Consider the following 25,305-nt stretch of genomic DNA (forward strand, 5'->3'; position numbering starts at 1 on the left):
GACAAATGAATGTAAAAGTAAATCGAAGAAGCAAAATTCCATATTATCAACAACTAACACAGCAGTTGCTTTTATCCATAGCGACTGGAAGCTTAAAAAAGGGGGACCATTTGCCTTCAATTCGCCAGCTAGCGGCACAAACAAACCTCAATCTGCATACAGTTCATAAAAGCTACAAAGAGCTTCAAAAAAAGGGGATCATCACCATTAAGCCTCAGTCTAGAGCATTTGTTATCGTAGATCCTAATAAAGCAACGACTATTTCATGTCACCAAATAGCTATGAAAGTGGAGCAATTATTGATAGAGGCTTATATTTTAGGCATGAAAAAATCTCAACTAAAAGAAATGTTTTATGACATTTTACAAAAGTATTATACGGAGAGTGAAAGAGATGGCTACTGATAACCTAGTGACCATCTCTTACTATTTTTATTAAATTAAATTAAAAACACAGCAACTATCGTTGTCACAATCAGTCCAATGACTACAGGAATTAAATTTCGTCTTGCCAGCTCAAATGGGCTGACATTACAAATAGCAGCTGCTGGGATTAATGCCCAAGGAATTAGTGTACCACCACCAACCCAAATCGCTGTGATTTGCCCTAAAGCTGTTAAAGTTGCAGTTCCTTCACCAATAGCATTACCGAACAAACTGCCAACAGAGCCAGCAAGAGAAATTCCTGAAAAGCCAGAACCATCTAATCCTGTAATAGCGCCAACAACTGCTAGCGTGACAACAGCAATTTCCTTTGTTAACGGAACTATTGCTGCAAGACCGACACCCAGATCATTGACAATCCCGTGTGAAGTAGCGGGGAGGTGATCTCCAAGAATTTGTGTAAAGCCAGCATCTCCAAGATAGAAGAAAGCAGCAATTGGAATTACGGGTCCGAAGACTTTAAAGCCGAATTGAAATCCTTGAATCAAATAACTTGTTGTCTTTTCTAACCCCGCTGATTTATGAGCAACCATACTAAGCAACAATAAAATAAAAACAGAGGTTCCACCGATTAAAGCCGTTGCATCGCCGCCCGTTAAATTGAATACCGACATAGCGATAACGTCTAAGATAAAGGCAATAGGAATAAGTACGGCGAAGAATCGTTTTTGCCCATTTGACAGTAAGTTTTCCGCAGTTTCTTGTTCACTATCCTCTTCCTCATGGTTGCCAGTATTTAAAAGTAGTGTTCCTCGTTTCATATCACGTCGTAAAAAAATATAAGCAACAATTGTCGTTACAACGCCCATGGTGATAACCAGTGGAATACTGGCTGAAACAACATCTCCAACAGGGATACCAGCAGCATCAGCCGTTAATTTTGGAGCCCCTTGAATGACAAAATCACTCGATAACGCAATACCATGCCCAAATAAGTTCATCGCCATGGCAACCCCCAGTGCTGGGAGGCCCGCCCGAATCGCAACAGGCAAGAGCACTGCTCCTAATAGCGCTACTGCAGGTGATGGCCAGAAAAACCAAGAAATAAACATCATTAAGAGTCCAATCGTCCAATAAGCGAGTGCGGGTGTTTTAATGATCTTTGTGAAAGGGGCTATCATAACCTCATTAATACCGGAAGACATCATGACCCGACTCATCGCCACGATAATCGAAATAATAAGAATCGTTGATAGCAGCTCAGTTATGGCATAAATAAAGCTGTTAAACACACCACTTATGGACGAGGTAAAATCACCAGTTGCAACAATCGCTAGCATAAAGATGCCTACTACACAAATGAGGGTGGTATCGCGACGTTTAACCATAAATCCGATGATGAGCACAATAAAAACCACATAAATCCAATGGAGAGCTGTGAATTCAATCCCCATACGTTTCCCCCTCAATATTCTGATTCTATAGAATATGAAGAGAAAAAAAGAAGGTGATGATTTTAAAAAATTTTAATCTAGGTGAAAAGCAGTCTGAATTATTGGTAATTTAAAAATTTTCTGAGTAGAACAACTAATCATGAAAGGAGAGGAATTAGAGTTAATGTACTAACTTTAAACGAGTAAAGGGAAAGCTATAATCAGTTCTATTGACTTTATAATCTCAACAATTTATTATATAGACCAGTCATTATAATTCTGGAGGGGAAAATGCCTAGAAATCAAGAAAGTAAAATGAAAATTTTATCGACCGCGTCAACACTGTTTCAAAAACAAGGGTACCATGCTACTGGATTAAATCAAATTATTAAAGAGTCGGGTTGTCCAAAAGGTTCGCTTTATTATTATTTTCCTGAAGGCAAGGAGCAATTAGCGACAGAGGCAATTAACAGAACAAAAGATTTTGCTGCTCAAGCGTTGAGAAATTTATTTTCACAGCAGGATGATGTAATAAAAGCTTTAGAGTGTTTTTTTGGTCAATGTTTAAGCTTTAATCCAAAAATTGCACATGATGGAATTCCACTAGCACTTATTTCTTTGGAAACTTGGCATATGAGTGAGCAACTTCGTTTAGCATGCAAGAATGCTTATGAAGAACTTATCATGATAGTAAGAGAAAAGTTTATCCAGTCAAATTGGCCCCCTGAGGAAGCTACAGAAATGGCGTATTTAGTCTTTAGCATGATAGAAGGTGGTAGTATTATCGTACTCACTTACAAATCAAATGAGTCACTTAAAAGAATCTGTAAAAGTATCATAGAATTAATAAAGTTAAAGCAAAAGGAAATTCGCACGAATCTTAGAAATGAGCTTTAATCTCTCGTAAAGTTCGAAAGGAGGAAGTAGGTAAATGCCATTGGATAACATTTCAAGTAACTTATAGTACAAAATAAGGAGTGCTTGAAATTTGCTAAAATCATATATTCATTCATTTTTAAACTCAAAAGACGAGGGATTTAGTGGAAATATCATAGTTGTTGAACAAGGAGAAACAATATATAAAGAATCATTTGGAAAAGCCAATTATGAATGGGATATACCAAATACTGCTATTACAAAGTTTCGTATTGGATCTGTAACTAAAATCTTTACTGCCATTGCAATTTTAATACTAGTTGAAGAGCAAAAGTTGCAGTTGCATAATACTGTAGATAATTTTATTCCTAATTTTCCAAAGGGTGACCAAATTATGATCGAACATTTATTAACTCATACATCTGGCATTGGTAATATTACTGAACAACCTGATTTTTTATTAAAATCTTATCAGTTACAATCACCAGATGATTTAATAAATTGGATTATTTCTTGTTCATTCAAATCTATACCAGGGAAAGAGTTTAATTATTCTAATTCAGGATACATTGTATTAGGTAAGATTATAGAAATGATAAGTGGTTTAAGGTATGAAGAATTCCTTAAACAAAAGATTTTTCAGCCTTTATCGATGTTAAACACTGGTCTTGATTATAACGTGGCTATTCAAAAGTATAAAGCAAGCGGTTATGAGTTAGAAAAAAATAATATTTATCATGCTAGTTTCATCAATATGTCTAACACCTATTCAGCTGGAGGGTTAGTTTCTACAGTAGAAGATTTACAATTACTTGATGATGCAATTAAAAATAATTGTTTATTATCGAAAACTATAACAACTCAGATGCTTTCACCAGGTCGTTTTGGCAACGGATATGGATGGAACATTACTAAGACAAAAAAGAATAATACGCTCATTTTTCATCATGGGGGGATTAATGGTTTTACTTCCTCCTATTTAAGATTGATAGAAAGTGACGCAACAATTATTGTTTTAAGTAATATATCAACATTGTTAACATCAACTGTTGCCAATGAAATTGTTAGTTATATAGAGAATAGAGGCTAGGGGCACAGACCCTTTTTCATTTAAAGCTATTAAACTAGTACATCATCATATGAGAAGAAACACAATAACTTCTTAGGAGCTATGCTAAGTCTTTTTGAAATAGTGTTAATGAAAGAAAAGTTATATATGTTCCTTTGGTTGCATTTCGGTATGCAAAGTGTTGGTAAGCCCATATGAATTGCAACAGATAAGCTTAGTGGCTCACAAAGCGCGACAGCCGTTAATGACCCAAAAACCTAGAAATATACATCATTAATAGACAAATCGCCCAAACTTTATGGTCTAATCAATACCCAGAACAATCGAATCAAATCACTATAAAATGAATGGCACACAAATTGTGAGACAATAACTAGCAATTTGTGTGCATTTTTTATGGGTTAGTATTGAGTAACTCATATCGCAAATTATCTCCATATACCAATCTGATCAACTTAACACCATCTTTTTTGCATTTATAAATTTTCTCTTAAAAGGTACTTGATATTATTTAGTTACCTACCCAAAACAAGATATTTGAAAGAAATGAGTTTATAGATTAAAATACTTTTATAGATTATCGATAATCTATAATCCATAATATATAACGCTTTTAGCTAATCACCCTATACACTGAACTATGTTAAAATAAAAGGATATAAATTTATTGGAGTGGTTTAATGGGGTTTGATGAAAATTCAATTTCAAAAAAAACAATTTCTGAGCAAATAGCTGAACGATTATTATTCCGCATATTTTCTGGTTACTATGAACAAGGTCAGCGCTTAATAGAGGCAGAAATTGCAAAGGAGTTACAAGTAAGTCATGCACCTGTCCGTGAGGCCCTTTATCTTTTACAAAAAGATGGGGTAGTTGAAAAAGTACAACATAAAGGTGTAAGAGTGAAGATTATAACGGATCAGGAATTAAAGGATTATTTGGAAGCGCTTTATCATCTATTGGATATTGCACTCACTAAGTGTGAATCTAAATGGACTGCCGATTTGCAAAATGAGCTATTATTTCGATTTGAAGCTATGAAACAAAGAAAGTCTGCTGAAAATATTTATGAATATGTTGTTTCGTTTGCCCACTTGTTACAATTGTTTTTTGATGTTACAGGAAATATTGCTATGCTACGATTCTTTAAAGAAACAATATTTGTTACAAATGTAGCTGCACAAACCAAATGGAAGATGAATCTAGTTGAATCCTATCATATGTCCATCAATACTTTTATCAAGTGTATAGAAGTGTCGGATTTTGATCATGCACGAGTAGCTATTAAGGATGTTATTTTATGGTACCAATTTAAATAATTTTATGGGGGTAACATAAATGAAAGCTGCAGTTTGGCATGGTGTGAAAGATATTAGAGTTGAAGAGGTTGAATTACGCGCTTTAAGAGAAGAAGAAGTGAAAGTAAAAGTAGCGTGGGCTGGTATTTGTGGAAGTGATTTGCATGAATACGAAGAAGGTCCGGTTTTCGTACCAGTTGATGAAAAAGCTGAATTAACAGGTGAAGTGGCCCCACTTACAATGGGACATGAATTTGCTGGTATCATCGAAGAAGTTGGCGCTAAGGTTACTGACTTTAAGGCTGGGGACCGAGTTGTCATCAATCCTACATTAACATATAGAAATAAACATGAAGAAGTCGATCGTTATGATGGATTTAACTTCATCGGTTTACATGGAAACGGTGGATTTGCAGAATATGTTAATGTCCCTGTAACGAATATACATCGTTTAGCAGATAACTTAACATTACAAGATGGTGCACTAGTAGAACCAATGGCTGTTGCTGTACAAGCTGTCAAAGATGCAGGGGTTACATTAGGTGATTCTGTTGCTGTATTTGGAGCTGGACCAATTGGATTATTAACAGTAATCGCTGCAAAAGCATCAGGTGCTAGTAAAGTTATCGTATTAGATTTATCCGATGATCGATTAGAAAAGGCAAAAGAATTAGGTGCAACCCATGCTATTAATTCAGGTAAAGAAAATCCTGTACAAGCAGTTCGTGCGATTGTTGCAGATGGGGTTGATGTATCCTTTGAGGTGGCAGGAGTTGCTCCTACCTTTAAACAAGCAATTGATGTAACAAAACCTCGTGGTAACATGATGATTGTGTCGATTTTTGCAAGACCAATCGAATGGAATCCAATGCAACTTACAAACACAGGTGTTAATGTATTATCATCCATTGTTTATACACCGTCAATTTTCCAAAGAACAATTGATGCAATGAGCGCTGGTCAACTAAATCCACAAGGAATCATCACAAGTCAAATTGAACTAGATGAGATTGTTGAAAAAGGATTCAAAACGTTAACAAATGACAAAACACAATCTAAAATTTTAGTCGAAATAAGCGGAGAAAAATAAAATTGAGAGGAGTATGGCTGATGACAGCCATGCTCTTTTTTTATAGTCTGGAGGCGTATGGAGCTTAAGAAAAAATGACAAAAGGAATCGAGAATGAACTTCTCGACTCTTTCAGTAACTTAATCTCTTTCCCTAGCTCTCTGTGTGTCTCTAATATTCTTTTGAACCGTGATGGATGCAAATAAACTTAGAACAAATGACATACCATAGAACCCTTTTTCGCTTAAAACAATACTTCCAGCATTATATAACCCAATGCCCATTAATGAAATAGATACAATAAGTGCAACCCAGCTAATACCATAATAAATACTAGTAACTGGTATTCCCTCTTCTTTATCTCTTACTGCTTTTTGTAAGGATATTGCTGAATAGAGTCCAAATATTAAAACAGCTAGGTAATATCCTTTTTCGTTTAGTTGCATCGTTGCATTAAACAAGCCTATAAAATATGCCGTAACACCTACTAACAATGCGCCCCAGGAAGCCCCCTTGAAAGCAGCAGTTGGTTCCCCCTCTTTTCTTTCTACTTTAACTTTCGGATCAGGCTGCTTTTCCTTATCTAATGAAGACTCATTTTGATTAGACAATATCTTTCTCCTCCTTCTATCACTGTATAAAAACATTCTATCATTCTACAGGGAGGTTATGAGAATAGAAATTTTTCTAAATCTCGCTCTTCAATAATAATTTGGCTGTTATTTTTACTGGAATATAGAGTTAATATGGCTTTCTTAAATCTGAAAGCACTCTTATCATTCCTTGGTCAAATTTTGTTCTACACCGAGAACAAATTTTTCCTGTGATTTGCTGCAATTCTTTTGAACAGATAAGAGCTAGGTGTATAACTTTTTTTCATATTATTCAAATAGACAGCTGAATATGTTAGGTGTATATGTCTGCCTGTTGTTGCTATGTCTACCGCTTATTACGATTCGTGCCACCGATGAAAAAATAATTGAAATGGTTGATAAAGCTGTGAATACCACCGTTTATAGATTTAATTAAATCGCTAGTCCGATCACTTAGAAAGCGATTGCGCCACTGTAACCAACTTTTTTACTCCTTCTCTTAGCTGTTTTTCGTTTGCATAGGAATAGCTTAAACGTATCCAGGAGGATTGTTGTTTTAATGGATCACAAACTTGACCTGGCACAAAGGAGATCGATTGTTCGATGCTTCTAGATAATAATAATTCAGTTGGAAGATCGTCTGGGAGCTGTACCCATAAATTGAGACCGCCTTTTGGACTGTTCCATCGCCAGCCTGTTACAGCTAGCTCTTCCTCCATAATTTCCTTTCGAATCTGTAGGGCAATCCGGATTTTCTCCAAATGTTGTTGCAATCTTAGTGAGGAGAAGTAATGGAGAAAAATTTTTTGATTGAGAAGTGGTGAGCCATTATCAGCTAGCGATTTTTCTGTTAATAGTGATTTCATTAATGATGATGGACAAATAACAGTTGCAATTCTCAAACCAGGAGAGATGTATTTGCAAAAGCTTCGGATATAAATGACTGTCCCAACACTATCAAATGTATAAATTGGAGGTGGTGGGGCTTGGTCAAAATAAATGTCGTGATAGGCATCGTCTTCTATTATTAGAAACCGATAGTGCTCAGCTAATTCCACTAATCTTTTGCGCTGCTCGACAGAAATCGTATAACCAGTTGGATTATGGAAGGTAGGGTTGAGATAAAAAAGGCGTGGCTTGTATTTTTTAATATAGTATTCGACCTGTTCTAAATCGTAGCCCTCAGGGTGGATATCCACCGTAACTATCTGTGCTCCTTGTGCTTTAAAAATATCAATTGCAGCACTATAGCTTGGACGTTCAAATAAAACGACGTCTCTTGGCTTAATAAAAGCTTGAGCAATTAAGTGAATGGCTTGCTGTGAGCCAGACGTTATTAACAGTTCATCTGCACTCAAATGTGTTTTATAGTGGTTGATAAAATATTGGGTCAGTGTCTCACGTAGCTCTAAATCACCCTGCACCGTTGAGTAGGTTGCCAGTACTTTCGGATATAGGTCAAACACTTCCTTCACGTAATTTGAAAAATAGTGATTAGGCAAAAGATTGGGATCAATCAATGCCTGAGAAAAATGATAGGAAACAGATGGCTGATGGATTTCTGATAAATGATTTTTTTTTACGTATGCTGAAACAATGGGATTGTCCTGATCTAAACATTCAATATATTTTGTTACAATTGATTGGACAAAATAGCCTGATTTATCTTTTACATAAACTTTGTCATGCTGTTTTAATAGTTGATAAGCTTTTAATACCGTTAGCCGATGGACATTCATTTCAGATGCTAATTGCCGGACGGAGGGAAGCTTTTCATGTTCTTTCCATTCTTTACGCTCTATTCGGTCCAGTACATCATCATAGACTTTCTTAAAAAGATAATCTTCATTTTGATTTACTTTGCCCACATCGATTCCTCCTATTCAAACCGATTGTACCACGAACCAAATTGATCTGTTCTATCCTTTTTAATCTGTTCTATCCTACTTCTTTTATGATAGAAAAAGAGGAGGAGTTTGATATGGTAATGATTAATTATTTCTTTATGTGTTTGATTTTTGGGACAACATTTTTAGCAATTAAAGTTGGTGTTGATGCAGGAGTTCCTCCGTTTTTATCAGCTGGTCTTCGTTTTTTCATTGCCGGTTTACTACTATTTAGTTTTATGGTTTGGCGCGAAAAAACGACAATCCGGTTATTATTTCGAAAAGAAATGTTTTTTACAGGAGTGGCCTTAACCTTTGGAACGTTTGCCACATTATATTGGGCAGAACAGTATGTGACATCTGGAATCGCAGCTGTCTTATCTGCTACAGGTCCAATGATGATTATTGTTATTCAGACATTTATAGTGAAGCAAAAAGGAGACCGAAAATCATTTATTGGTTGTGTTGTCGGAGTCATTGGTGTTACGTTCTTAATCTTACCTAGTTTTGCAATGGAGATTAGTCCCTTCTGGATGGTTGGTTGTTTCGCTATTATTTTAGGTGAAGTTTTCTATGCATCTGGAACAATTTATACGAAGCATGTCATCCAAAAATTTGGAACAACATCTCCAATTGCTTTAAATGCAGCACAAATGATGCATGGAGGTATTTTATTAATCATTTTGTCACTTTTTACTGAGAACATTCAGCTTCATTATCTTTTAAGTCCAGCTTCAATTGGTTCTCTTTTTTATTTAATTATTTTTGGTTCAATGATTGGTCACAGCATTTATTATTGGCTTGTGTCACGAACAAATCCTGTTTTTCCGTCCACATGGCTGTATATCTCACCAGTAATTGCCGTTATATTAGGTGTTACCTTCTATCATGAATATATTTCGTGGTTAACAGGAATAGGTACTCTGACGATTATTGTTGGAACGATTCTAGTCAATTTTGAAACATTGAGAGAGTTGCTTTGGCGGAAGAGGACTGTTCTTCAGGATATAAAAGAATAATAAAATCTAATCATAAAGGGGAAGAAATGATGAAAATTTCTAGGGGAGTAGAGATTCTGGAGCTTAAATTTAACGGAGCCTTCATTCATCCAACGCTTTTATGGGATCAGGAGATGGCTGTTTTAATTGATACTGGATGTTCAGGCCAAATGGGAGATTTACGTAAGGCAATGGAAGATGTAGGCGTGTCGTTCAACCAATTAAAAGTTGTGATTTTGACACATCAGGATATCGATCATATAGGCAGTCTTCCTGAAATATTGCAAAATTGCGGTAGTCATATAAAAATTTATGCGCACGAACTAGATAAGCCTTATATTCAGGGGGATTTACCGCTTTTGAAAGACGGGCACATAGAGAATCCACCCAAGGGGAAAGTGGATGAGACCTTGAAAGACGGTCAAGAACTACCATATTGTGGGGGAATACGAGTTATCCATACGCCAGGACATACGCCTGGCCATATTAGTTTATATTTGAAGCAAAGTAAAACGCTTGTTGCCGGCGATTCGATGTATAGTGTAAATGGTATATTGGGAGGGATTCATGTTCCAACCACTTTAGATATAGAGGTTGCTCAACAATCTTTAAAAAAATATGTAGACCTAGACATTGAATCGGTGATTTGTTATCACGGAGGATTATGCACGGTGGATATTAAAGAGCAGATACAAAAGCTTTGAATCTTAAAAATATTGATTAAAGATGAAGGTTCCTTAGAATTCCAAGTATTGGGAGGCAGCATGCAAGAGTATCACCACTAACACTAGTCAAAGGCTTGTCAAACATCTATTTTATTGTGAGCCAGGTCATGTTATAATGAGGCACTTAAGATACTTAAGCTCTTTTTATAACGGATGCCAAGAAAAGCCTCCGCGGAACGATTAAATATGGAGGTGTAAGGAAATGAATAAACGTTGGACGATTGGTGAAATTCAGAAATTTGTTGAGAACAATTCAGAAAGTAAGTTGCTAACGACTGAATACCATGGTTTTTCTCAAAAGCTACTATTTAAATGTGCATGTGGTACTAACTTTGAAAAAACATTTACGAAATTTAAAAATAAAAACCAACGAAAATGCGATATATGCCAACCGCCAAAAGAGTCACGTTAAACGTTTGCGGCCATTCTAATAATAGTAGTAAACAGTAAAAACATCTCACTTCTATGTTCTTTATAGAGGGGGATGTTTTTTTGATTGGATTATTACAGTATAAGATTTATGCTGAAGGAAATTGAGATAAAACATTCAATTTAACATTCTTTATTAATGAAATACAAAGATAAAAGCCAAACCCTTGAAACATGTGGGTTTTGGCTTTTTTATCATTTGTTAAAATTAGGTTTTCCTCTACGAGAGGATTCATTATTAACGAAAAAAAGATTGTAAAATAACAATCTGTGATATATATTGGAGATTATGATTTTTTTCGACATCTCAAAATCATAAACAAAATTTCATCAAGACAAGTTTTGAGAGGGAAGTGAATAATCAAGATGTATCTTTATCCCCTATTAGTAGTGATTGCAGCTAGTAGTTTTGGTATCGTTTCAACTATTATAAAACTGGCAATGCGTAGTGGCTTTTCTGTATCTGAGGCAGTTACAAGTCAGTTTTTTATCGGCTTTTGTATAGCAGTATGTATTTCCTTAGTTACAAATAGATCAAATTTTAGCTTTAAAGGCGTTAAAATCCTTCTGTTTGCAGGCATGTTAACAGGGTTAACAAATATTTTATATGGTCATTCTTTAAACTTTTTGCCTGCTTCCTTGGCAGTAGTATTACTGTTCCAATTTACATGGATTGGTATGCTGATTTCTTGTATCACAAAACGGCAATTTCCAAGTAGAATTGAATTCATCTCTTTAATTATATTAGTAGCTGGAACCATACCAGCTGCAGGCATAATTGATGTTGATTTGTCTCAAATACCTTTTCAAGGGTGGTTATGGGGTTTAGCAGCTGCTCTTTGTTACTCCTTATTTTTATATGTAAACGGAAAGACAACCGCAAGTATGACAACCTCTAATCGCTTAGTATTGGTTTCTTTCTTCGCTTTCATGACGACTGCGGCTTTTCAGTCTCCAGAAATTATTTGGAATGGCACTTTGTTTAACGAAGGACTGTGGATTTATGGTTTAGCATTGGGGTTATTTGGCATGATTATACCAGTTTTCTTATTCACAATTGCAGTGCCTAAAGTGGGATTAGGTATGTCATCCATATTGAGTGCTGTTGAATTGCCAATCGCGGTGATGGTATCAGTTATCCTCTTAAGCGAAACGGTTACAACTTTGCAAATAGCAGGTATTGTCATAATCGTTATCGGTATCAGTTTACCAACTTTGCTTGATAGAGATGGATTGTTAGGAAACGTTAAGACTAAATATAAAAAATCCGACAAAGTAGCAAAAGGATCTTCGATTTGAAGATCCTTTTTTTCATGTCAATTAAGCAATGTCATAGCAAAAGAATTATTGGGTCCTTTCTGTATTTATTTAATGACGTACTATTTTTTTGTTCATACGCTGTTCATATTGTTGTCATAGGCAGTACACCTTCATTGTATAAGCTAACCTTAGCAAGTAGCCGAGATAGATTGATAGGGTGAAGAGTATGAAAGGGAGGTGTGGCACGAGAAGAAAGGAAAATACAGTTATCGCTTGCTGTTCTATACCCTCGTGCCAATATAATGAAAAAAACGATAACCTTTATAAGTAAAATAGTAGTAGGTTTAATTATAGCCATATTACTTTTATTAGCGGTTGTTTTCCTTGTTCATATTGTTTGTAGCAAAATGGAGCAAGGAAAACTAGAAACTTATGGTCAGTCTGTCACCGTAGATGGGAAAAAAATGAATGTTCTTATCCAGGGAGAAGGAGAAGAAACTGTCGTACTCTTACCTGGTTATGGAACAGCAGCACCAGCACTTGATTTTCAACTACTAGTAGATGAACTATCTCCATTTTACAAGGTTGTAGTCATTGAGCCTTTTGGTTATGGATTAAGTGCTCTTACGGAAAAAGAAAGAAGCACTGAGAATATTGTTAGTGAAATCCATGAAGCATTACAGCGTCTTCAAATTGAGCGTTATATTCTAATGGGTCACTCCATTTCAGGCCTTTACGGATTGGATTATGTGAACAAATATCCAAACGAAGTAAGTGCATTTGTCGGGCTGGATAGTAGTGTTCCAACGATAAGTGAAAGAAAGATTGAATCTTCAGTAATAACTACTTTAAAACTACTAAAAAAATCAGGTTTAGCTAGATTGCAGGTGAAGCTTAGCGATGACCCATATGCTGAACTACCCTATGATGAGAAAACAAAAGAACAAATGAAAATTCTTAAGCACAAAAATATGTATAATCTCAGCCAGTTAAATGAAGCTGAAATGATGTATGCTAACTTTAAAGCGGCTGAAAGTTTAACATTTCCCAAAAATCTTCCAGTTATTTTCTTTATACAAGAGAAGCATCCAGTAACGGACAGATGGATACCAGAGCATAAAAAACAAATAGCTAATTCTGTCCATGGGAAAGTGATGACATTTGAAGGGGATCATTACTTATATCGTACAAAAGCAAAAGAAATCGTTGAAGACTTTAGAGAATTTATGAAAGAGATAAAGTGAATGTTCTAAGAAAGATTTTTCATTTCTAAATGGAAAAAAACAGATTTCATTATTGTATTGCTTAATAGTGAAGTATTTTGTGCATATGAGCAGCAAGCATATTATTATAGACCTAATTATTAACAAATAACCAGGCGCTCAAATGAGAACCTGGTCTTTTTTTGTGAACCATATGTTTTAATCCCAATGTTTAGATCTCAGAGCGGAAGTTATTTCCAAGGTTGCTACCCAAACCAAAATAATGACGAAAATTATAAATTAGTGGACTCCATTTATTTGGATCAATATGATTTTCGTCAATAATTATTTCTTCGTGGGCATGTACTTGTGTCGTTTGGGTCTCGACGATAGCAAAATTAGGAGAATAATCTGGAATGCGAATATGTTTTACCTTTGCTTCGATTTGAATAGGACACTCCATAATTCGAGTAGGAATAACCGTTGTGGACTCAATAGGTGTTAAGCAACTAAGATCATATTTCTCTTTTCTAAATGTAAAACCGATCTGTTTTTTAAAATCTGGAACTGGATTTTTTCCTGTGTAAGGAGCTAACTGTTCCACGTTTTCCCAGAGAGAAGGGTCTGGGATATTTATGACACATGCAGGATGATGTTCTAAGTTTTCAATTGCCTTTCCTCCAAGACCAATCCCTAAAATAATGCAGTCTCCTAATACCCAAGAAGAAGATAAAGGGCTAATATTTACTGTTCCATCCTCATTTAACGTACTTAGTAAAATTACAGGAAATCCATAATATAAAATTTTAGGATTTATTTTTTTTGTATTTGGCATTTGTTTTATTATTTTCATTTTTAGTTCCTCCCATAAATGTTTTCACTGTCAGACTCATTGTAAAATATAAACATTTCGACGTTCATCGAAGTGTTGATTACAAAATTGATACTTCAATCTATAATGTTGAGCAAAGGTATAGTTTCAAGTCTCCCTATTGCGAAAGTCCTGAAAGTAACCAGTCCGACGCTTGATCATTTTGTACAAACTTATGAAGAAAAATTGTTACAAGTAGTAGCTTTATCTGAGAATCAAAGGCTTTCAGAAGCCTTCCAAATAAAATCTTTCTCACAAGAAATAGAGATAATTTGCAAGAAATTGCTTTTAGGAAGAGGACAAAAGATAGAGAAATGAAATGAGTGAGGTTGATGGATCTTTGGGTATAAGAGGGAGGCTTCAACTTAATTGACAATGATAATCGTTATCGATAAGGTAGGGGTAGGCGAGAGCCGTCATCCCTACCTTTTTATATTTTTAGTAATGAATAAGATGAAAACTATAATTCAATCCAACTACCGAGGACTACACCTTGAAAAAGCAGTAACTTATTGTGGTACGTGCAGTTTGCTGTATGACAAATATTGGTTTTCCAAACGAATGATTATTGAAATGAGGTATATAAGTATGAAAATCGACGTAAATCAGCTTGCAGAGCATTTAGCAAACACTCCTTTCCAAGTAAAGGGAATCTATCGATATTCTAGAAATACAGGTGTACCTTCCGCTGATTATACAGATTCTTTTCCAGGATTTGTTTTTCCCCTTTCTGGAAAAATAGAATTTCAATTTAATGGCACCCCTTACATCTTTTCGCCAGGAAAAGTTGTACATGGGGGAGCGAAGATGAAATTAAATCAAAAAAATTTTGATGATGCAAATTGGGAATATATTCTGGTTTTGTACAGGATATGTACGGAGAATTTAGCAGAGACAAGCTTTTCACATCAGCATTTTGAATTACCGATAGGACAATCTCCTCGTCTAATCGAGTTAATTATGCGTCTATGGCATGTATATAATCAGCGTGGAGGTATATCAATGTTTCAGACAGAAATGCTATTTCGTGATGTACTGAATGAAGCATTATTATGTGTGGCTAATCGACAGAATAGCTGTGCGTCACACACTCTATTCGAACGAATAACTACTTATATTCATGAAAACTATCATCAAAGCCTTTCCATTACCTCTCTTGCCGAACAGTATAACGTTAATCGAAATCGATTATCTTATATATTTAGAAAGCATGCAGGGTTGGGTCCAGCAGAATATGTATTAAACTATCGTATAAACATGGCTCAAAAAATGCTATTTACAAGTGATGTGCCTGTACAACAAATTGCAGAAACGGTGGGAATTACTGACCCCTTTTATTTTAGTAGAGTATTCAAGAAGCAATATGGTATCTCTCCTACTGAATATCGAGATAAGTTCATCAATAATCCATGCTAAGTTCACCAAGCATCCATTCTCCGCCAAACATGACTTTACTATACTAAGTGTATATCAGAGATTTTATGTTGGAGGAATTTCAATGCAAAAGATTAATGGACTGCTATTTTTAATGCTACTACTAGCAGGTATATTGGGAGGTTGTCATAAATCGCCTGCTGAAAGTAAGGGGTTAACTACAGAAGACATATCTTCATCAGCAGCTAATGTAGAAGAAACTGCGTGGCCTAGAACAATTAAAGATGCCCTAGGTAAGGAATTTGTCATCGAGAAAGAACCAGAAAAAATTGTTTCATTATGGTATTTTTACCCTGAAATTTTAGTTGCATTAGGTGAGCCACCTACAGCTTCTACTGATAAAGAATATTTATCCACTTTGTCTTATTTAAACGGTAAGCTAGATTTAACAGAGGAATTAGGCGATAAATTGTCTCCTAGTATTGAAAAAACGCTATCGATTGGTCCTGATTATATTTTAGCAACAGAACATCATGAAAAATTGTATGAATCCCTAGAAAAAATCGCCCCAGTCATTACGTTGCAATCACAGGACATCTACGAAGACTGGCAATATGGACTTCGTACAGTAGCCGAGATTATCGGAAAAGACGATGAGGCGGAAAAAGTAATTGATAAAATGATGAAAGATATCTCAACAGGACGTGAAGCATTAAAGTCAATTCAAGGAGAGTCTGTAGCGCTTATTTTGTCTTGGGACGGAAAAACGTTTAATGTTCTTGGTGAAGATAACCCTGTTTATACACTTGCTTTCGATAAAGAAAAGGGTTTGGGTCTAACACCAGATCATACATTTAAGGGGAATAATAATCAATTCGCTGCATTTGAAGGCATCTCAACTATTCAAGCAGACCATATTTTCCTTATCGGTGATATTACAAAAAAGGAAGCACTAATGAGTGAGTTAAATCAAAGCAATGTCTGGAAGAATATGAATGCCGTAAAAAAAGGGAATATTCATCTAATGGATACTTCTGCTATTACTGGAGGTCCATTAGCTATCGAGTACGCTTTGCAAAATATAACAGAAGCCTTACAAAAGGACGAATAATAGGAAAAACCTTTTCCAAAAGTAAATAAGGAGAGATGAATATGCAAGATCAAGCTATCAATATAAATGAGAAATTAGCCGAATTAAAGGAGCTTTGGTCACCGAAAATTATTGGTGAAATACACGATTTTCAATTCAAAGTGGTGAAGATTGCTGGGGATTTTATATGGCATGAACATCAAGGGGCTGATAAGGTATTTATTGTGCTCGAAGGGGAGATGTTTATTGCTTTTCGGGATGGTCAGGTGAAAATATCCAAAGGTGAGATGTTTATTGTTCCTGGAGGAGCGGAACACATGCCCTTTGCTGAAAAGGAATGTCATATTATGCTTGTGGAGCCTAAAGTTGCAGTAATGGCAACTGATATAGAGCCTGAATAACCAATGGCGGAAGAGACTAGTATTTTGTTTTTCCAACCAATAAAACAAAGGAGATCGTTTTGGAGATGTAAACGATCTTCTTTTGCTGTTCCTAAACTGGGATCTGTGTTATGCATTAATATTTTCTTCTATGCTATTATTTAATCTAATTTCCTTTAAGATGTAGTTCGTCTATAAAATTAATTGCTTTATCAGAGTGCTAGATGAAACTTTATAGGAAAAAAATATTATTATATCAAAAAAACAACAGAAGAAGATTTGAATAAAAATGTTGTTGTTTGTAAAACGCATCCAAATGGGTAGTTTTGTCGCTCTTCGTACTATTATTTCCTTATTTTAGAATTTTTTTATGAAAAGATTCCCTATATAACCAATGCAGTATTAAAATTACCTTATTTTTAGCGTTTATTTATTGGTAATGAAGTTATATTATTGTCTTGTAAAGCAAATTACAGTTTGATTGGGATATTTAATCATGGAAAATTTAGAAGATTGCTTTACATATAATTGGTTGAATTATTATTTGTGGGAACGATTTATACATATTTTTATAATTTTATAATTAAATAGCGCGATAATATTGTTCTCACAGAATAATATAATTTATTAAAATTCTGGAGGAATATACTATGACAAAACAAAACAAAGGTCGTAAATTTTTCGCAACTACAGCTACAGCAGCGCTTGTAGCATCAGCAATCGTACCAGTAGCATCAGCTGCAGAATTTCAAGATGCAGCTAGCATTTCATCTTGGGCAAAAGAAGCTGTACAATTTTTAACTGATAAAGGCTACATCCAAGGCGATGAAAAAGGAAACTTCAATCCAGCTGGTACACTTACTCGTGCAGAAGCGGCTGAAATTTTATCAAAAGCATTAGATTTAAAAGCTACTGGCACTGAAGATTTTTCTGATGTTAGTGAAAATGATTGGTTCTATAATGCAGTACTTGCAACTTCACCAGAATTATTTGATGGTATGGGCAATGGTAAATTTGAGCCTAAAGCTCAATTAACAAGAGAACAAGCTGCTAAAGTTATCGTTCAAGGCTACCAATTAACAGGTAAAGCAGATCTTAGCCAATTTGCAGATGCTTCTAAAGCTTCTAAATGGGCTGTATCTTACTTAGAAACAGCTGTAGAAAATGGTGTAATCAATGGTAAAGGCTCATTATTAGCACCACAAGATAAAATTAGCCGCGAAGAATTCGCTACAATGGTAAAACGTACGATTGATGCAGTTCAAGAAGTAACACCAGCTGTAGAAGCTGTAAAAGGGCTTAATGCAAAAGAACTTGAAGTGAAATTTAACACAGCTGTTGATGCAAAAGATGCAGCAATCACAACAAAATATGCTGTTGAAGGTGTAGCAATCACGAACGCAGTAGTATCTGAAGACGGTATGACAGTTACGTTAACAACTGACAAAGAAGTAAAATTAACAAATGGTAAAGTAACTGTAAAACCAATTAAAACAAAAGCGGATGCTAAAGTTCTAACTGAAGAGTTCAACAAATTAATCACATTTGCAGATACGACTCCTGTAAGCGTTAATTCTGTAGAAGCTAAAGGTACTACAGCTGTTATCACTTTCGACGAGCCTGTACAAAGTGAAGGAACAATCAGCTTAAATGGTACAGAACTATCAAAAGATCGCTATACTTTATCTGGTAAGAAATTAACAATTACTGGATTAACAGCAGAACAATCTTACAAAGTAGACATTGTTGGTGCAACTGACTTCGCTAATAATATCGCAAATCCTATCGCAGTTAACTTCACAGTTTTGAAAGCAGACGTTGATAATTCAAAACCAACTGTTTCTACAGCAGTGAATGGTACAGAAATTACGTTTGATTTCTCTGAAGAATTAATGAAACAAAATCTTAATGCAGATGCAGAAACTAAAGAATATGCAAAAGTAACAGTAGGATCAACTGTATTCTATTTAACTGATGCTGATATTAAAGATACAGAGGATAAAACTGTATTCACGATTGATGCTAAATCTGCTTTGGGTACAGCTACATTCATTAATACAAACATTAAAGTAGAAGGACAAAAAGATTTAGCTGGTAATGCAGGTGATGCATTTGAGTTCAATGCTATTCTTTCAAAAGATTTAACACCTGCTACACTTGTTTCTACTGCTACTAAAATGTTAGTAGCTGATGATGTAAATGCTACTACAGATGTTGATGCATTATACCTTACTTTTAGTGAGCCAGTAAAAGTAGAAGGGAAATTAACTGTTAAAACACAAAATGGTATTGCTTACACTACTGGAAAAGAAACAGCAGTAAAAGCAGATGCTGGTTTCGATGTAGATGGTAACGGTAAAATCGAGGGTGCAGAGAAAAACACTGTAAAAGTTGACATTGATCTAGATAGCAATTCAACATATACTTTCGAGTTATCTGCTAAAGCAGTAACAGATTTAGCTGGCAATGTAACTGCTGATACTGTTACTTTCAATGTAACAACAGGCGTATTTGAAGCTACACCTGAAACACCAACAGATTCATTAGTATTCGGAGCTACTCCAGTTGTTGTAATTGACAATAACGTATTTACAGTTGAGTATGCTAAAGATGTGACAGCAACAGCAACAAATGCTGCTAACTACACACTTGGAGGAAAAGAACTTCCTGCAGGTACACAACTTCAGTTTGTAGATGGTACGAAGAAAGTAAGATTCACTTTACCAGAAGGTTCTATCACAGCTAATGGTAATTATGTACTTGAAGCTAGCAATGTAGTAGATACAAAAGGTAACACGCTTAAAGGTGGAAAAGTGACAGCTCAAGTAGCACTTAAAGAAAATATTGTTCCTGTTGCTACTAAAGTAACTGCAGTAGATAGCAAAACATTTACAGTAGATTTCTCTGAAAATATTGCTGATCAAGCTGCTCCAACAGGTGTTACTGTTAAAATTGCAGGATCAACTGTAGAACTTGCTTCTATTACAGTAGCTGGTGGTAAACTTACTGCGACAACTAAAGCTGACTATGCATTAACAGACAGCATTGTAGTTGAATTCAAATCAACAAACCTAGTTGATGCTAATAACAACAAAGTAAAAGACGGTTCTATTGCAAAATAATTAAAATCGTTCATTGAGCCCTGTGGAGATTTCCGCAGGGCTTTTTTAGTGTTTAAATAAGATCATGCTAATAGGAGAGAAAGACCTTTAGGCAAGGCGAGAGGTTGATTTCCGTTCCGCCAGCGTCCTTTCCAGGGGGCGTCCGATGAGCCGCTGTGTTCGCTCTAGGGTCTCCTCTGAGACGCTAAATCCCCTAGGAGTGACGCTGGCTCCACTCCAATCAACCATTCTGCAAAAGTGTTTTTTCCTTATTTTTCATACTAGCAGAGCGATCAAAATAGCCCATGATTTGCATGATTAGAAAAAGGATAGGTTTTTATTTTCAATGTAGAGAAGTGATGCGTGATAACCCCTCTTCATAAAACCTTCACTTTATTTGAAAACCTTTGCTAATAAGGTAACACTTTTGTGGGGGAGGGGAGGGCTACTTGACTCCCGTGGGATAGCAAGACAGGAAAACGCTAAACGGAGTGGTAGCGGAGGAAGCAATTCGGCGCTCGCCCACAGGAAAGTAAGTAGCCTGCAACGGAAATTCATTTTCACTTTTTATTGATTGCTTTTTTAACACTATGAAACCCCTTGGTAGATTTCCACAGGGTCTTTTTAATTTGTTTCTTCTTATTTAATAATGCACCACAGAAGAAACATTAGTATTTCAGTAACGGTAAGCACAAAATAACAGGTTCTCAACTAAATATACACCAGTTGACGGAAACAAATCGACGACTGGCTGTGCATATTGAACGGCTATTTGTAAGGGAATTTGCTCGGGATAGGTCCAAAGGCAATCCAATGATATTTAAAGAATCTGCCCATCAATAGCACGACCATCCATGTGACGAATAGAGCAAAGGTAAAGCCACCAATGCTCCATAGGTGATAGATTATACTATTACCACCAGTACTTAATTGTCTATAAAGGAAAAGGAAAAATGGATGCAATAGATAGACGCCAAATGATACTGTTCCTAGATTGATTAAGCCATTTACAAAAGCATGGTTCCATTTATCATAGATCCAGAAAGAAAGCTGTAATAAGACAATACAGGCTGTTAAAGATTGTAGCTGAAAAACTAGCTCAAATATTGTGCTGTTCACTATATAGGTTTGTGATGTATAAACAAAGTAATATAAATAAACATTATATATAGTAGAAATTAGCCATATACACCACACAAAAAGTATCTTGATAGGAAAATTTTCTTTTTTTAGTTGTAGCCATCCTTTGTATTTTTCAAAATAAATTCCTAAAAATGCCCCTGCTAAGAAATAAAAGAGATAGGAAAAAGCGATACTCCCTCTATAGGGATACTGCCATAACTCAGCGTTTAATAAAATAAAGACCCATTGAAGAACGAACCCAATCCAAATTAAATAAGGAGATAGTGCTGGTTTTTTCTTTAAAATATATAGGAATAATGGGAACATAAGATAGAATTGAACAATAATAAAAATATAGTATAGATGCGTATACGCTTTGCCTAATAAAAGTTTTTCTAGAAATTCGATACTAAATAGAGAACGCCATGTGTCTACCAAATCATGTGTCACATAAAATTGCATCGCTGCATAATAAAAAATAGAAAAAAAGAGATAAGGAATGAGTATTTGGGTCACTCTTTTTTTATAAAAATGAATGATAAGCTCCTTTGTTAAATCCTTTTGTATATAATTGTAAAATAATACAAAGCCACTTAAAAAAATAAAAGCAGGGACAGCGAATTTAGGGGAGATATTGAAAAATACATAAAATGGATATAATTTTGAGTCACTAGATAAAGCCGTTACAGGTGTACTAGTAGAATGAATAAGAAGAACAGCTAGAATGGCTAAAGCCCGTGTAATAGCTAATTCATTAATATGTGCTCGCTTCATACGATCATCTCCAAAGTATTAATTATAGTATTGAATTCCCAGAATACTGCCTACATACTCTATTGGTATGCTTGTTAGTACAAATTTAGACAAGCTTTGTTGCCTAAATTTGTCTAAAGGAAACAAGTGGGTTGTTCATGAGCTACTATAAAGCGCTTATATGTCAGGGAGATGTCAACAATAAAAAAGCTACCACGCTCGCTTTGCGTAGTAGCTGTATGTTGTTATTTGCCAACTAGAATTATTTTCTGGGAAATAGAATAAAGAAGGAAGCTTAATTAAACTCCTTATAATGCAACAAGGATTCTACCTCTTGCTTGACCCTTCAGTAAAATAGGTAAAACATCAGGAAGTTGTTGTAGTGTTACCTCTTGCTGAATAAAATCATTAAGGTTTGCTGGTTTGAAATCAGTCGCTAGTCGATGCCAAATGTTCAATCGAATGTCCATTGGGCAATAAACAGAATCAACTCCAAGTAAACTCACGCCTCTTAAAATGAAGGGAAATACACTTGTAGGAAGCTGTGTACCTGCCGTTAAACCACTACATGCAACAGCCCCACCATATTGAATTTGGCTTAATAATGAGGCAAGTGTCTCTCCACCAACAGAATCAACAGCACCAGCCCATTTTTGTTTGCCTAATGCTTTAATTTTTCCATCATAAACCTCTTCACGATTTACTATTGTAGTAGCCCCGAGTGATTGTAAATATTCATGTTCAGATTCTTTTCCTGTGCTCGCTTCAACTTGATAACCCAGTGTTGAAAGAATAGATACGGCAAAGCTACCTACACCTCCTGTAGCCCCTGTCACAAGAATTTTCCCCTTTTCAGGATGAATACCATTTTCCTCTAACTTTTGAACAGATAATGCAGCTGTAAATCCTGCAGTACCAATTACCATAGCCTCTTTGAGGGAAAGCCCTTTTGGAAGCGGTACAATCCATTGTGCTGGGATGCGGGCATATTCACTAAAGCCACCAAAATGGGAAACACCTATTTCATAGCTAGTCGCAATGACCTCGTCACCAATTTTAAAGCGAGAATCCTCAGAAGAAACAACAGTCCCCGCTAAATCAATGCCAGGAACAAAAGGATAAGACGTAACGATTTTACCATCAGGAATAGAGGCAAGACTATCTTTATAATTAATACCTGAATAACTAACTTTAATTAATACCTCACCCTTTGGTAGATCTTCTAAAGTTAACGTGTTCACTTTCACTGTAAATGCATCATCTTTATTGACTACTAACGCACTAAAATTTTCTGCCGTCATCGTAAACGTCCCCCTACAATTTTATTCCATTAAACAGTATCAAAATTATTCTGACCGGTCAATATAAAATTGGATTGTTGCTACTCTTCATGTATAATAACTTCTATCAAGTCATCGGAGGCTCCTATGAAAAAGAAAGAGGAAGAACGTAAAAAACAGATTATGAAAGCAGCCTTTAACGCTGTTTCACAATTAGGTTATGATAAGGTTACACTACAAGACATAGCCAATCATGCCAGTGTCTCAAAAGGGGTAGTTCACTACTACTTTACAAGCAAACAAAACATTTTATTAGAATTACTTGAATCCACTACGAACAAAATCTACAGCTATGAAATACAAGAAATAGGCAAGCATCAAACAGCTATTGACAAGCTTCATGCCTACTTAAATGCTGTATTTGTATCGCCTATAGAAAATAAAAAATTTTACAGGGTTTATTTAGATTTTTTAGCTCAGGCAAATAGCAATGAAGAGTACAAAAGAATTAACTTAAAATTTTATGAGAATTGCTGGGGAATTGGGCAAGAAATTATTGAATTAGGAAAAAGAGAAGGTGTCTTTAGTTCAGACATTGATTCCTTAACCTATGCAAAAATGATGCGGGCAATGATTGATGGTTCATTAATTCAGTGGTTAACCTGCGATTTAGAAGAACAACATAAATTTTATAAAGAAACCTGTTTGACTAGTATTGTGCGATTATTAAAATAGGTATTTGAAAAGCCTTATTTACTATTGTAGTAAGGCTTTTTTTTGCCGTTAAAAAGAAGAATAATTGAATGATTTTGGAAAATATTTATTAACATATTGCATTTATAGATAAAATTACCGTCAAAATTTTCGGAAAAAACTATAAAAAAAGAACAGTTTTAATATTTTGTTTAGTAATTTTTTACAAAAATACGCACTTAAAAGGGAAAAAATGTTTTGTTATGCAGTGAAATAGCGTTTATGCATTCGTTTATACAAGAAAAAATCTATGTTTTTAATAATTTAAACTGTATAAAAATTTAAAATAATGTCGAGTTGAGTCAATGTTGCAATTTCTTTATACTGTGAAAGTAATTATTGGAGAGGAGAAAACATCATGAATAAAGAAGTGACAATTATTGGGGTGCCCATGGATTTAGGTCAAACAAGAAGAGGCGTAGACATGGGACCAAGTGCTATCAGATATGCAGGGGTAACAGAACGACTTGAGAGCCTTGGTTATTCGATTTACGACGAAGGGGATTTAACTATTGACTTCGTACACGAAGATAAAGACGCAGAAGGAAAGACAAACTTAAAAAATTTAAAAACTGTCACAGAAAGTAACGAGAAGCTAGGCCAAAAAGTAGACCATGAAATTTCTTTAAACCGTTTTCCTTTAGTATTAGGTGGAGACCATAGTATTGCTATTGGAACATTAGCAGGAGTTTCCAAGCATTATGAGAAACTAGGTGTCATTTGGTATGATGCCCATGGCGATTTAAATACTGGTGAAACATCTCCTTCAGGAAATATCCATGGCATGTCTTTAGCTGTAAGCTTGGGCCTTGGACATCCAGCACTTACAAATATCGGAGGCTATGCGCCAAAGGTAAAGCCTGAAAACGTTGTTATCATTGGTGCGCGTGATTTAGATCCAGGAGAAAAAAAGCTTATTAAGGAAATTGGTATGAAGGTATACACGATGCATGAAATTGATCGTTTAGGAATGACGAAAGTAATGTCAGAAACGATTGACTATTTAAAGGAGCGCACAGACGGTGTTCACCTATCATTAGATTTAGATGGACTTGATCCAAATGATGCACCAGGTGTAGGCACGCCAGTAGCAGGTGGTATTAGCTATCGTGAAAGTCATTTAGCTATGGAAATGCTGTCAGAAGCAAATATTATTACTTCAGCAGAATTTGTTGAGACAAACCCTGTATTAGATCAATACAATAAAACGGCTATTGCTGCGGTAGCTTTAATCAGCTCACTATTTGGCGATACATTACTTTAAGCCATGAATAGAAGTCATTTTGTATCCCAGAAGGAAGAACTTTTCTTAAAAAATTAGGTCGCGACAACCAACTATAAGAAAGTAGCTCTCCCTATA

Annotated in this window: 23 protein-coding genes; 17 read left to right on the forward strand and 6 right to left on the reverse strand. The window is 35.4% G+C overall.

Annotated features, from left to right (window positions below; genetic code table 11):
* Positions 1 to 5 precede the first annotated feature (5 nt).
* A complete protein-coding gene (locus L6W14_RS06240; protein ID WP_103117679.1) occupies positions 6 to 404 on the forward strand; it encodes a GntR family transcriptional regulator in 399 nt (132 codons plus the stop codon).
* 35 nt (positions 405 to 439) lie between these two features.
* Here the strand turns inward: L6W14_RS06240 and L6W14_RS06245 are convergent, their stop codons facing one another.
* Positions 440 to 1,837, reverse strand: coding sequence for a hypothetical protein (locus L6W14_RS06245; protein WP_237899897.1), 1,398 nt, complete (start codon positions 1,835 to 1,837; stop codon positions 440 to 442).
* A gap of 270 nt (positions 1,838 to 2,107) precedes the next feature.
* On the opposite strand from L6W14_RS06245, the gene L6W14_RS06250 reads away from it, so the two are divergent.
* The 4 genes from L6W14_RS06250 (at position 2,108) to L6W14_RS06265 (ending at position 6,149) form a co-directional block, all read left to right on the forward strand.
* Positions 2,108 to 2,713, forward strand: a complete 606-nt coding sequence (locus L6W14_RS06250) for a TetR/AcrR family transcriptional regulator (RefSeq protein ID WP_237899900.1) — start codon at positions 2,108 to 2,110, stop codon at positions 2,711 to 2,713.
* Positions 2,714 to 2,804: 91 nt separating this feature from the next.
* Positions 2,805 to 3,782 carry a serine hydrolase domain-containing protein gene (locus tag L6W14_RS06255; RefSeq protein WP_131519603.1) on the forward strand — a complete coding sequence of 326 codons (978 nt, stop codon included), beginning with the start codon at positions 2,805 to 2,807 and terminating at the stop codon, positions 3,780 to 3,782.
* A 659-nt stretch (positions 3,783 to 4,441) separates the two neighbouring features.
* A complete protein-coding gene (locus L6W14_RS06260; protein ID WP_048391171.1) occupies positions 4,442 to 5,080 on the forward strand; it encodes a GntR family transcriptional regulator in 639 nt (212 codons plus the stop codon).
* 19 nt (positions 5,081 to 5,099) lie between these two features.
* Positions 5,100 to 6,149 carry a 2,3-butanediol dehydrogenase gene (locus L6W14_RS06265; RefSeq protein ID WP_131519604.1) on the forward strand — a complete coding sequence of 350 codons (1,050 nt, stop codon included), beginning with the start codon at positions 5,100 to 5,102 and terminating at the stop codon, positions 6,147 to 6,149.
* Between the two features lie 119 nt (positions 6,150 to 6,268).
* Here the strand turns inward: L6W14_RS06265 and yiaA are convergent, their stop codons facing one another.
* Positions 6,269 to 6,739: an inner membrane protein YiaA gene (yiaA, locus tag L6W14_RS06270; RefSeq protein ID WP_237899902.1), complete on the reverse strand. Its 471-nt coding sequence runs from the start codon at positions 6,737 to 6,739 to the stop codon at positions 6,269 to 6,271.
* Positions 6,740 to 7,170: 431 nt separating this feature from the next.
* Positions 7,171 to 8,589: an aminotransferase-like domain-containing protein gene (locus L6W14_RS06275; protein WP_237899904.1), complete on the reverse strand. Its 1,419-nt coding sequence runs from the start codon at positions 8,587 to 8,589 to the stop codon at positions 7,171 to 7,173.
* Between the two features lie 113 nt (positions 8,590 to 8,702).
* Between L6W14_RS06275 and L6W14_RS06280 the strand changes: the two genes are divergently transcribed.
* The 5 genes from L6W14_RS06280 (at position 8,703) to L6W14_RS06300 (ending at position 13,263) form a co-directional block, all read left to right on the forward strand.
* Positions 8,703 to 9,626 carry a DMT family transporter gene (locus L6W14_RS06280; RefSeq protein ID WP_237899906.1) on the forward strand — a complete coding sequence of 308 codons (924 nt, stop codon included), beginning with the start codon at positions 8,703 to 8,705 and terminating at the stop codon, positions 9,624 to 9,626.
* Between the two features lie 29 nt (positions 9,627 to 9,655).
* Positions 9,656 to 10,309, forward strand: a complete 654-nt coding sequence (locus tag L6W14_RS06285) for an MBL fold metallo-hydrolase (protein ID WP_131520013.1) — start codon at positions 9,656 to 9,658, stop codon at positions 10,307 to 10,309.
* A gap of 223 nt (positions 10,310 to 10,532) precedes the next feature.
* Positions 10,533 to 10,742 carry a hypothetical protein gene (locus L6W14_RS06290; RefSeq protein WP_131519608.1) on the forward strand — a complete coding sequence of 70 codons (210 nt, stop codon included), beginning with the start codon at positions 10,533 to 10,535 and terminating at the stop codon, positions 10,740 to 10,742.
* Between the two features lie 383 nt (positions 10,743 to 11,125).
* Positions 11,126 to 12,058, forward strand: a complete 933-nt coding sequence (locus L6W14_RS06295; protein ID WP_131519609.1) for an EamA family transporter — start codon at positions 11,126 to 11,128, stop codon at positions 12,056 to 12,058.
* A 200-nt stretch (positions 12,059 to 12,258) separates the two neighbouring features.
* Positions 12,259 to 13,263, forward strand: coding sequence for an alpha/beta fold hydrolase (locus L6W14_RS06300; protein WP_237899908.1), 1,005 nt, complete (start codon positions 12,259 to 12,261; stop codon positions 13,261 to 13,263).
* 190 nt (positions 13,264 to 13,453) lie between these two features.
* Here L6W14_RS06300 and L6W14_RS06305 read toward each other — a convergent pair whose 3' ends face one another.
* Positions 13,454 to 14,074: a flavin reductase family protein gene (locus tag L6W14_RS06305; protein ID WP_131519611.1), complete on the reverse strand. Its 621-nt coding sequence runs from the start codon at positions 14,072 to 14,074 to the stop codon at positions 13,454 to 13,456.
* A gap of 105 nt (positions 14,075 to 14,179) precedes the next feature.
* Between L6W14_RS06305 and L6W14_RS06310 the strand changes: the two genes are divergently transcribed.
* The 5 genes from L6W14_RS06310 to L6W14_RS06330 all read left to right on the forward strand — a co-directional run bounded on the left by L6W14_RS06310 (position 14,180) and on the right by L6W14_RS06330 (position 20,058).
* Positions 14,180 to 14,410: an opine metallophore biosynthesis dehydrogenase gene (locus L6W14_RS06310; RefSeq protein WP_131520014.1), complete on the forward strand. Its 231-nt coding sequence runs from the start codon at positions 14,180 to 14,182 to the stop codon at positions 14,408 to 14,410.
* A gap of 270 nt (positions 14,411 to 14,680) precedes the next feature.
* Positions 14,681 to 15,508, forward strand: coding sequence for a helix-turn-helix transcriptional regulator (locus tag L6W14_RS06315; RefSeq protein WP_131519612.1), 828 nt, complete (start codon positions 14,681 to 14,683; stop codon positions 15,506 to 15,508).
* Positions 15,509 to 15,590: 82 nt separating this feature from the next.
* Positions 15,591 to 16,577: an ABC transporter substrate-binding protein gene (locus L6W14_RS06320; protein ID WP_237899916.1), complete on the forward strand. Its 987-nt coding sequence runs from the start codon at positions 15,591 to 15,593 to the stop codon at positions 16,575 to 16,577.
* A gap of 41 nt (positions 16,578 to 16,618) precedes the next feature.
* A complete protein-coding gene (locus L6W14_RS06325) occupies positions 16,619 to 16,957 on the forward strand; it encodes a cupin domain-containing protein (RefSeq protein ID WP_131519614.1) in 339 nt (112 codons plus the stop codon).
* Between the two features lie 629 nt (positions 16,958 to 17,586).
* A complete protein-coding gene (locus L6W14_RS06330; protein ID WP_131519615.1) occupies positions 17,587 to 20,058 on the forward strand; it encodes an S-layer homology domain-containing protein in 2,472 nt (823 codons plus the stop codon).
* A gap of 747 nt (positions 20,059 to 20,805) precedes the next feature.
* On the opposite strand, the gene L6W14_RS06335 is transcribed toward L6W14_RS06330, so the two are convergent.
* Both L6W14_RS06335 and L6W14_RS06340 read right to left on the reverse strand, forming a co-directional pair.
* Positions 20,806 to 21,933 carry an acyltransferase gene (locus L6W14_RS06335; RefSeq protein WP_237899918.1) on the reverse strand — a complete coding sequence of 376 codons (1,128 nt, stop codon included), beginning with the start codon at positions 21,931 to 21,933 and terminating at the stop codon, positions 20,806 to 20,808.
* Between the two features lie 287 nt (positions 21,934 to 22,220).
* The gene (locus L6W14_RS06340) at positions 22,221 to 23,213 is read right to left on the reverse strand and encodes an NADPH:quinone oxidoreductase family protein (RefSeq protein WP_131519617.1); all 993 of its coding nucleotides are present in this window, start codon (positions 23,211 to 23,213) and stop codon (positions 22,221 to 22,223) included.
* 126 nt (positions 23,214 to 23,339) lie between these two features.
* Here L6W14_RS06340 and L6W14_RS06345 point away from each other — a divergent pair, with 126 nt between their 5' ends.
* Both L6W14_RS06345 and rocF read left to right on the forward strand, forming a co-directional pair.
* Positions 23,340 to 23,927, forward strand: a complete 588-nt coding sequence (locus L6W14_RS06345) for a TetR/AcrR family transcriptional regulator (protein WP_131519618.1) — start codon at positions 23,340 to 23,342, stop codon at positions 23,925 to 23,927.
* 376 nt (positions 23,928 to 24,303) lie between these two features.
* Positions 24,304 to 25,209, forward strand: a complete 906-nt coding sequence (rocF, locus tag L6W14_RS06350) for an arginase (RefSeq protein ID WP_237899926.1) — start codon at positions 24,304 to 24,306, stop codon at positions 25,207 to 25,209.
* The last annotated feature ends 96 nt before the right edge of the window (positions 25,210 to 25,305 follow it).

It is taken from the genome of Lysinibacillus sp. ACHW1.5 (assembly GCF_022014815.1).
In the GTDB taxonomy this organism is placed as follows: Bacteria; Bacillota; Bacilli; order Bacillales_A; family Planococcaceae; genus Lysinibacillus; species Lysinibacillus capsici.

Bases quoted from the DNA above. Each gene is read 5' to 3' on its own strand.
- L6W14_RS06240 (WP_103117679.1), top strand. From the start codon at position 6: ATGAATGTAAAAGTAAATCGAAGAAGCAAAATTCCATATTATCAACAA.
- L6W14_RS06245 (WP_237899897.1), bottom strand. From the start codon at position 1,837: ATGGGGATTGAATTCACAGCTCTCCATTGGATTTATGTGGTTTTTATT.
- L6W14_RS06250 (WP_237899900.1), top strand. From the start codon at position 2,108: ATGCCTAGAAATCAAGAAAGTAAAATGAAAATTTTATCGACCGCGTCA.
- L6W14_RS06260 (WP_048391171.1), top strand. From the start codon at position 4,442: ATGGGGTTTGATGAAAATTCAATTTCAAAAAAAACAATTTCTGAGCAA.
- L6W14_RS06265 (WP_131519604.1), top strand. From the start codon at position 5,100: ATGAAAGCTGCAGTTTGGCATGGTGTGAAAGATATTAGAGTTGAAGAG.
- L6W14_RS06280 (WP_237899906.1), top strand. From the start codon at position 8,703: ATGGTAATGATTAATTATTTCTTTATGTGTTTGATTTTTGGGACAACA.
- L6W14_RS06285 (WP_131520013.1), top strand. From the start codon at position 9,656: ATGAAAATTTCTAGGGGAGTAGAGATTCTGGAGCTTAAATTTAACGGA.
- L6W14_RS06290 (WP_131519608.1), top strand. From the start codon at position 10,533: ATGAATAAACGTTGGACGATTGGTGAAATTCAGAAATTTGTTGAGAAC.
- L6W14_RS06295 (WP_131519609.1), top strand. From the start codon at position 11,126: ATGTATCTTTATCCCCTATTAGTAGTGATTGCAGCTAGTAGTTTTGGT.
- L6W14_RS06305 (WP_131519611.1), bottom strand. From the start codon at position 14,074: ATGAAAATAATAAAACAAATGCCAAATACAAAAAAAATAAATCCTAAA.
- L6W14_RS06310 (WP_131520014.1), top strand. From the start codon at position 14,180: ATGTTGAGCAAAGGTATAGTTTCAAGTCTCCCTATTGCGAAAGTCCTG.
- L6W14_RS06315 (WP_131519612.1), top strand. From the start codon at position 14,681: ATGAAAATCGACGTAAATCAGCTTGCAGAGCATTTAGCAAACACTCCT.
- L6W14_RS06320 (WP_237899916.1), top strand. From the start codon at position 15,591: ATGCAAAAGATTAATGGACTGCTATTTTTAATGCTACTACTAGCAGGT.
- L6W14_RS06325 (WP_131519614.1), top strand. From the start codon at position 16,619: ATGCAAGATCAAGCTATCAATATAAATGAGAAATTAGCCGAATTAAAG.
- L6W14_RS06330 (WP_131519615.1), top strand. From the start codon at position 17,587: ATGACAAAACAAAACAAAGGTCGTAAATTTTTCGCAACTACAGCTACA.
- L6W14_RS06335 (WP_237899918.1), bottom strand. From the start codon at position 21,933: ATGAAGCGAGCACATATTAATGAATTAGCTATTACACGGGCTTTAGCC.
- L6W14_RS06340 (WP_131519617.1), bottom strand. From the start codon at position 23,213: ATGACGGCAGAAAATTTTAGTGCGTTAGTAGTCAATAAAGATGATGCA.
- L6W14_RS06345 (WP_131519618.1), top strand. From the start codon at position 23,340: ATGAAAAAGAAAGAGGAAGAACGTAAAAAACAGATTATGAAAGCAGCC.
- rocF (WP_237899926.1), top strand. From the start codon at position 24,304: ATGAATAAAGAAGTGACAATTATTGGGGTGCCCATGGATTTAGGTCAA.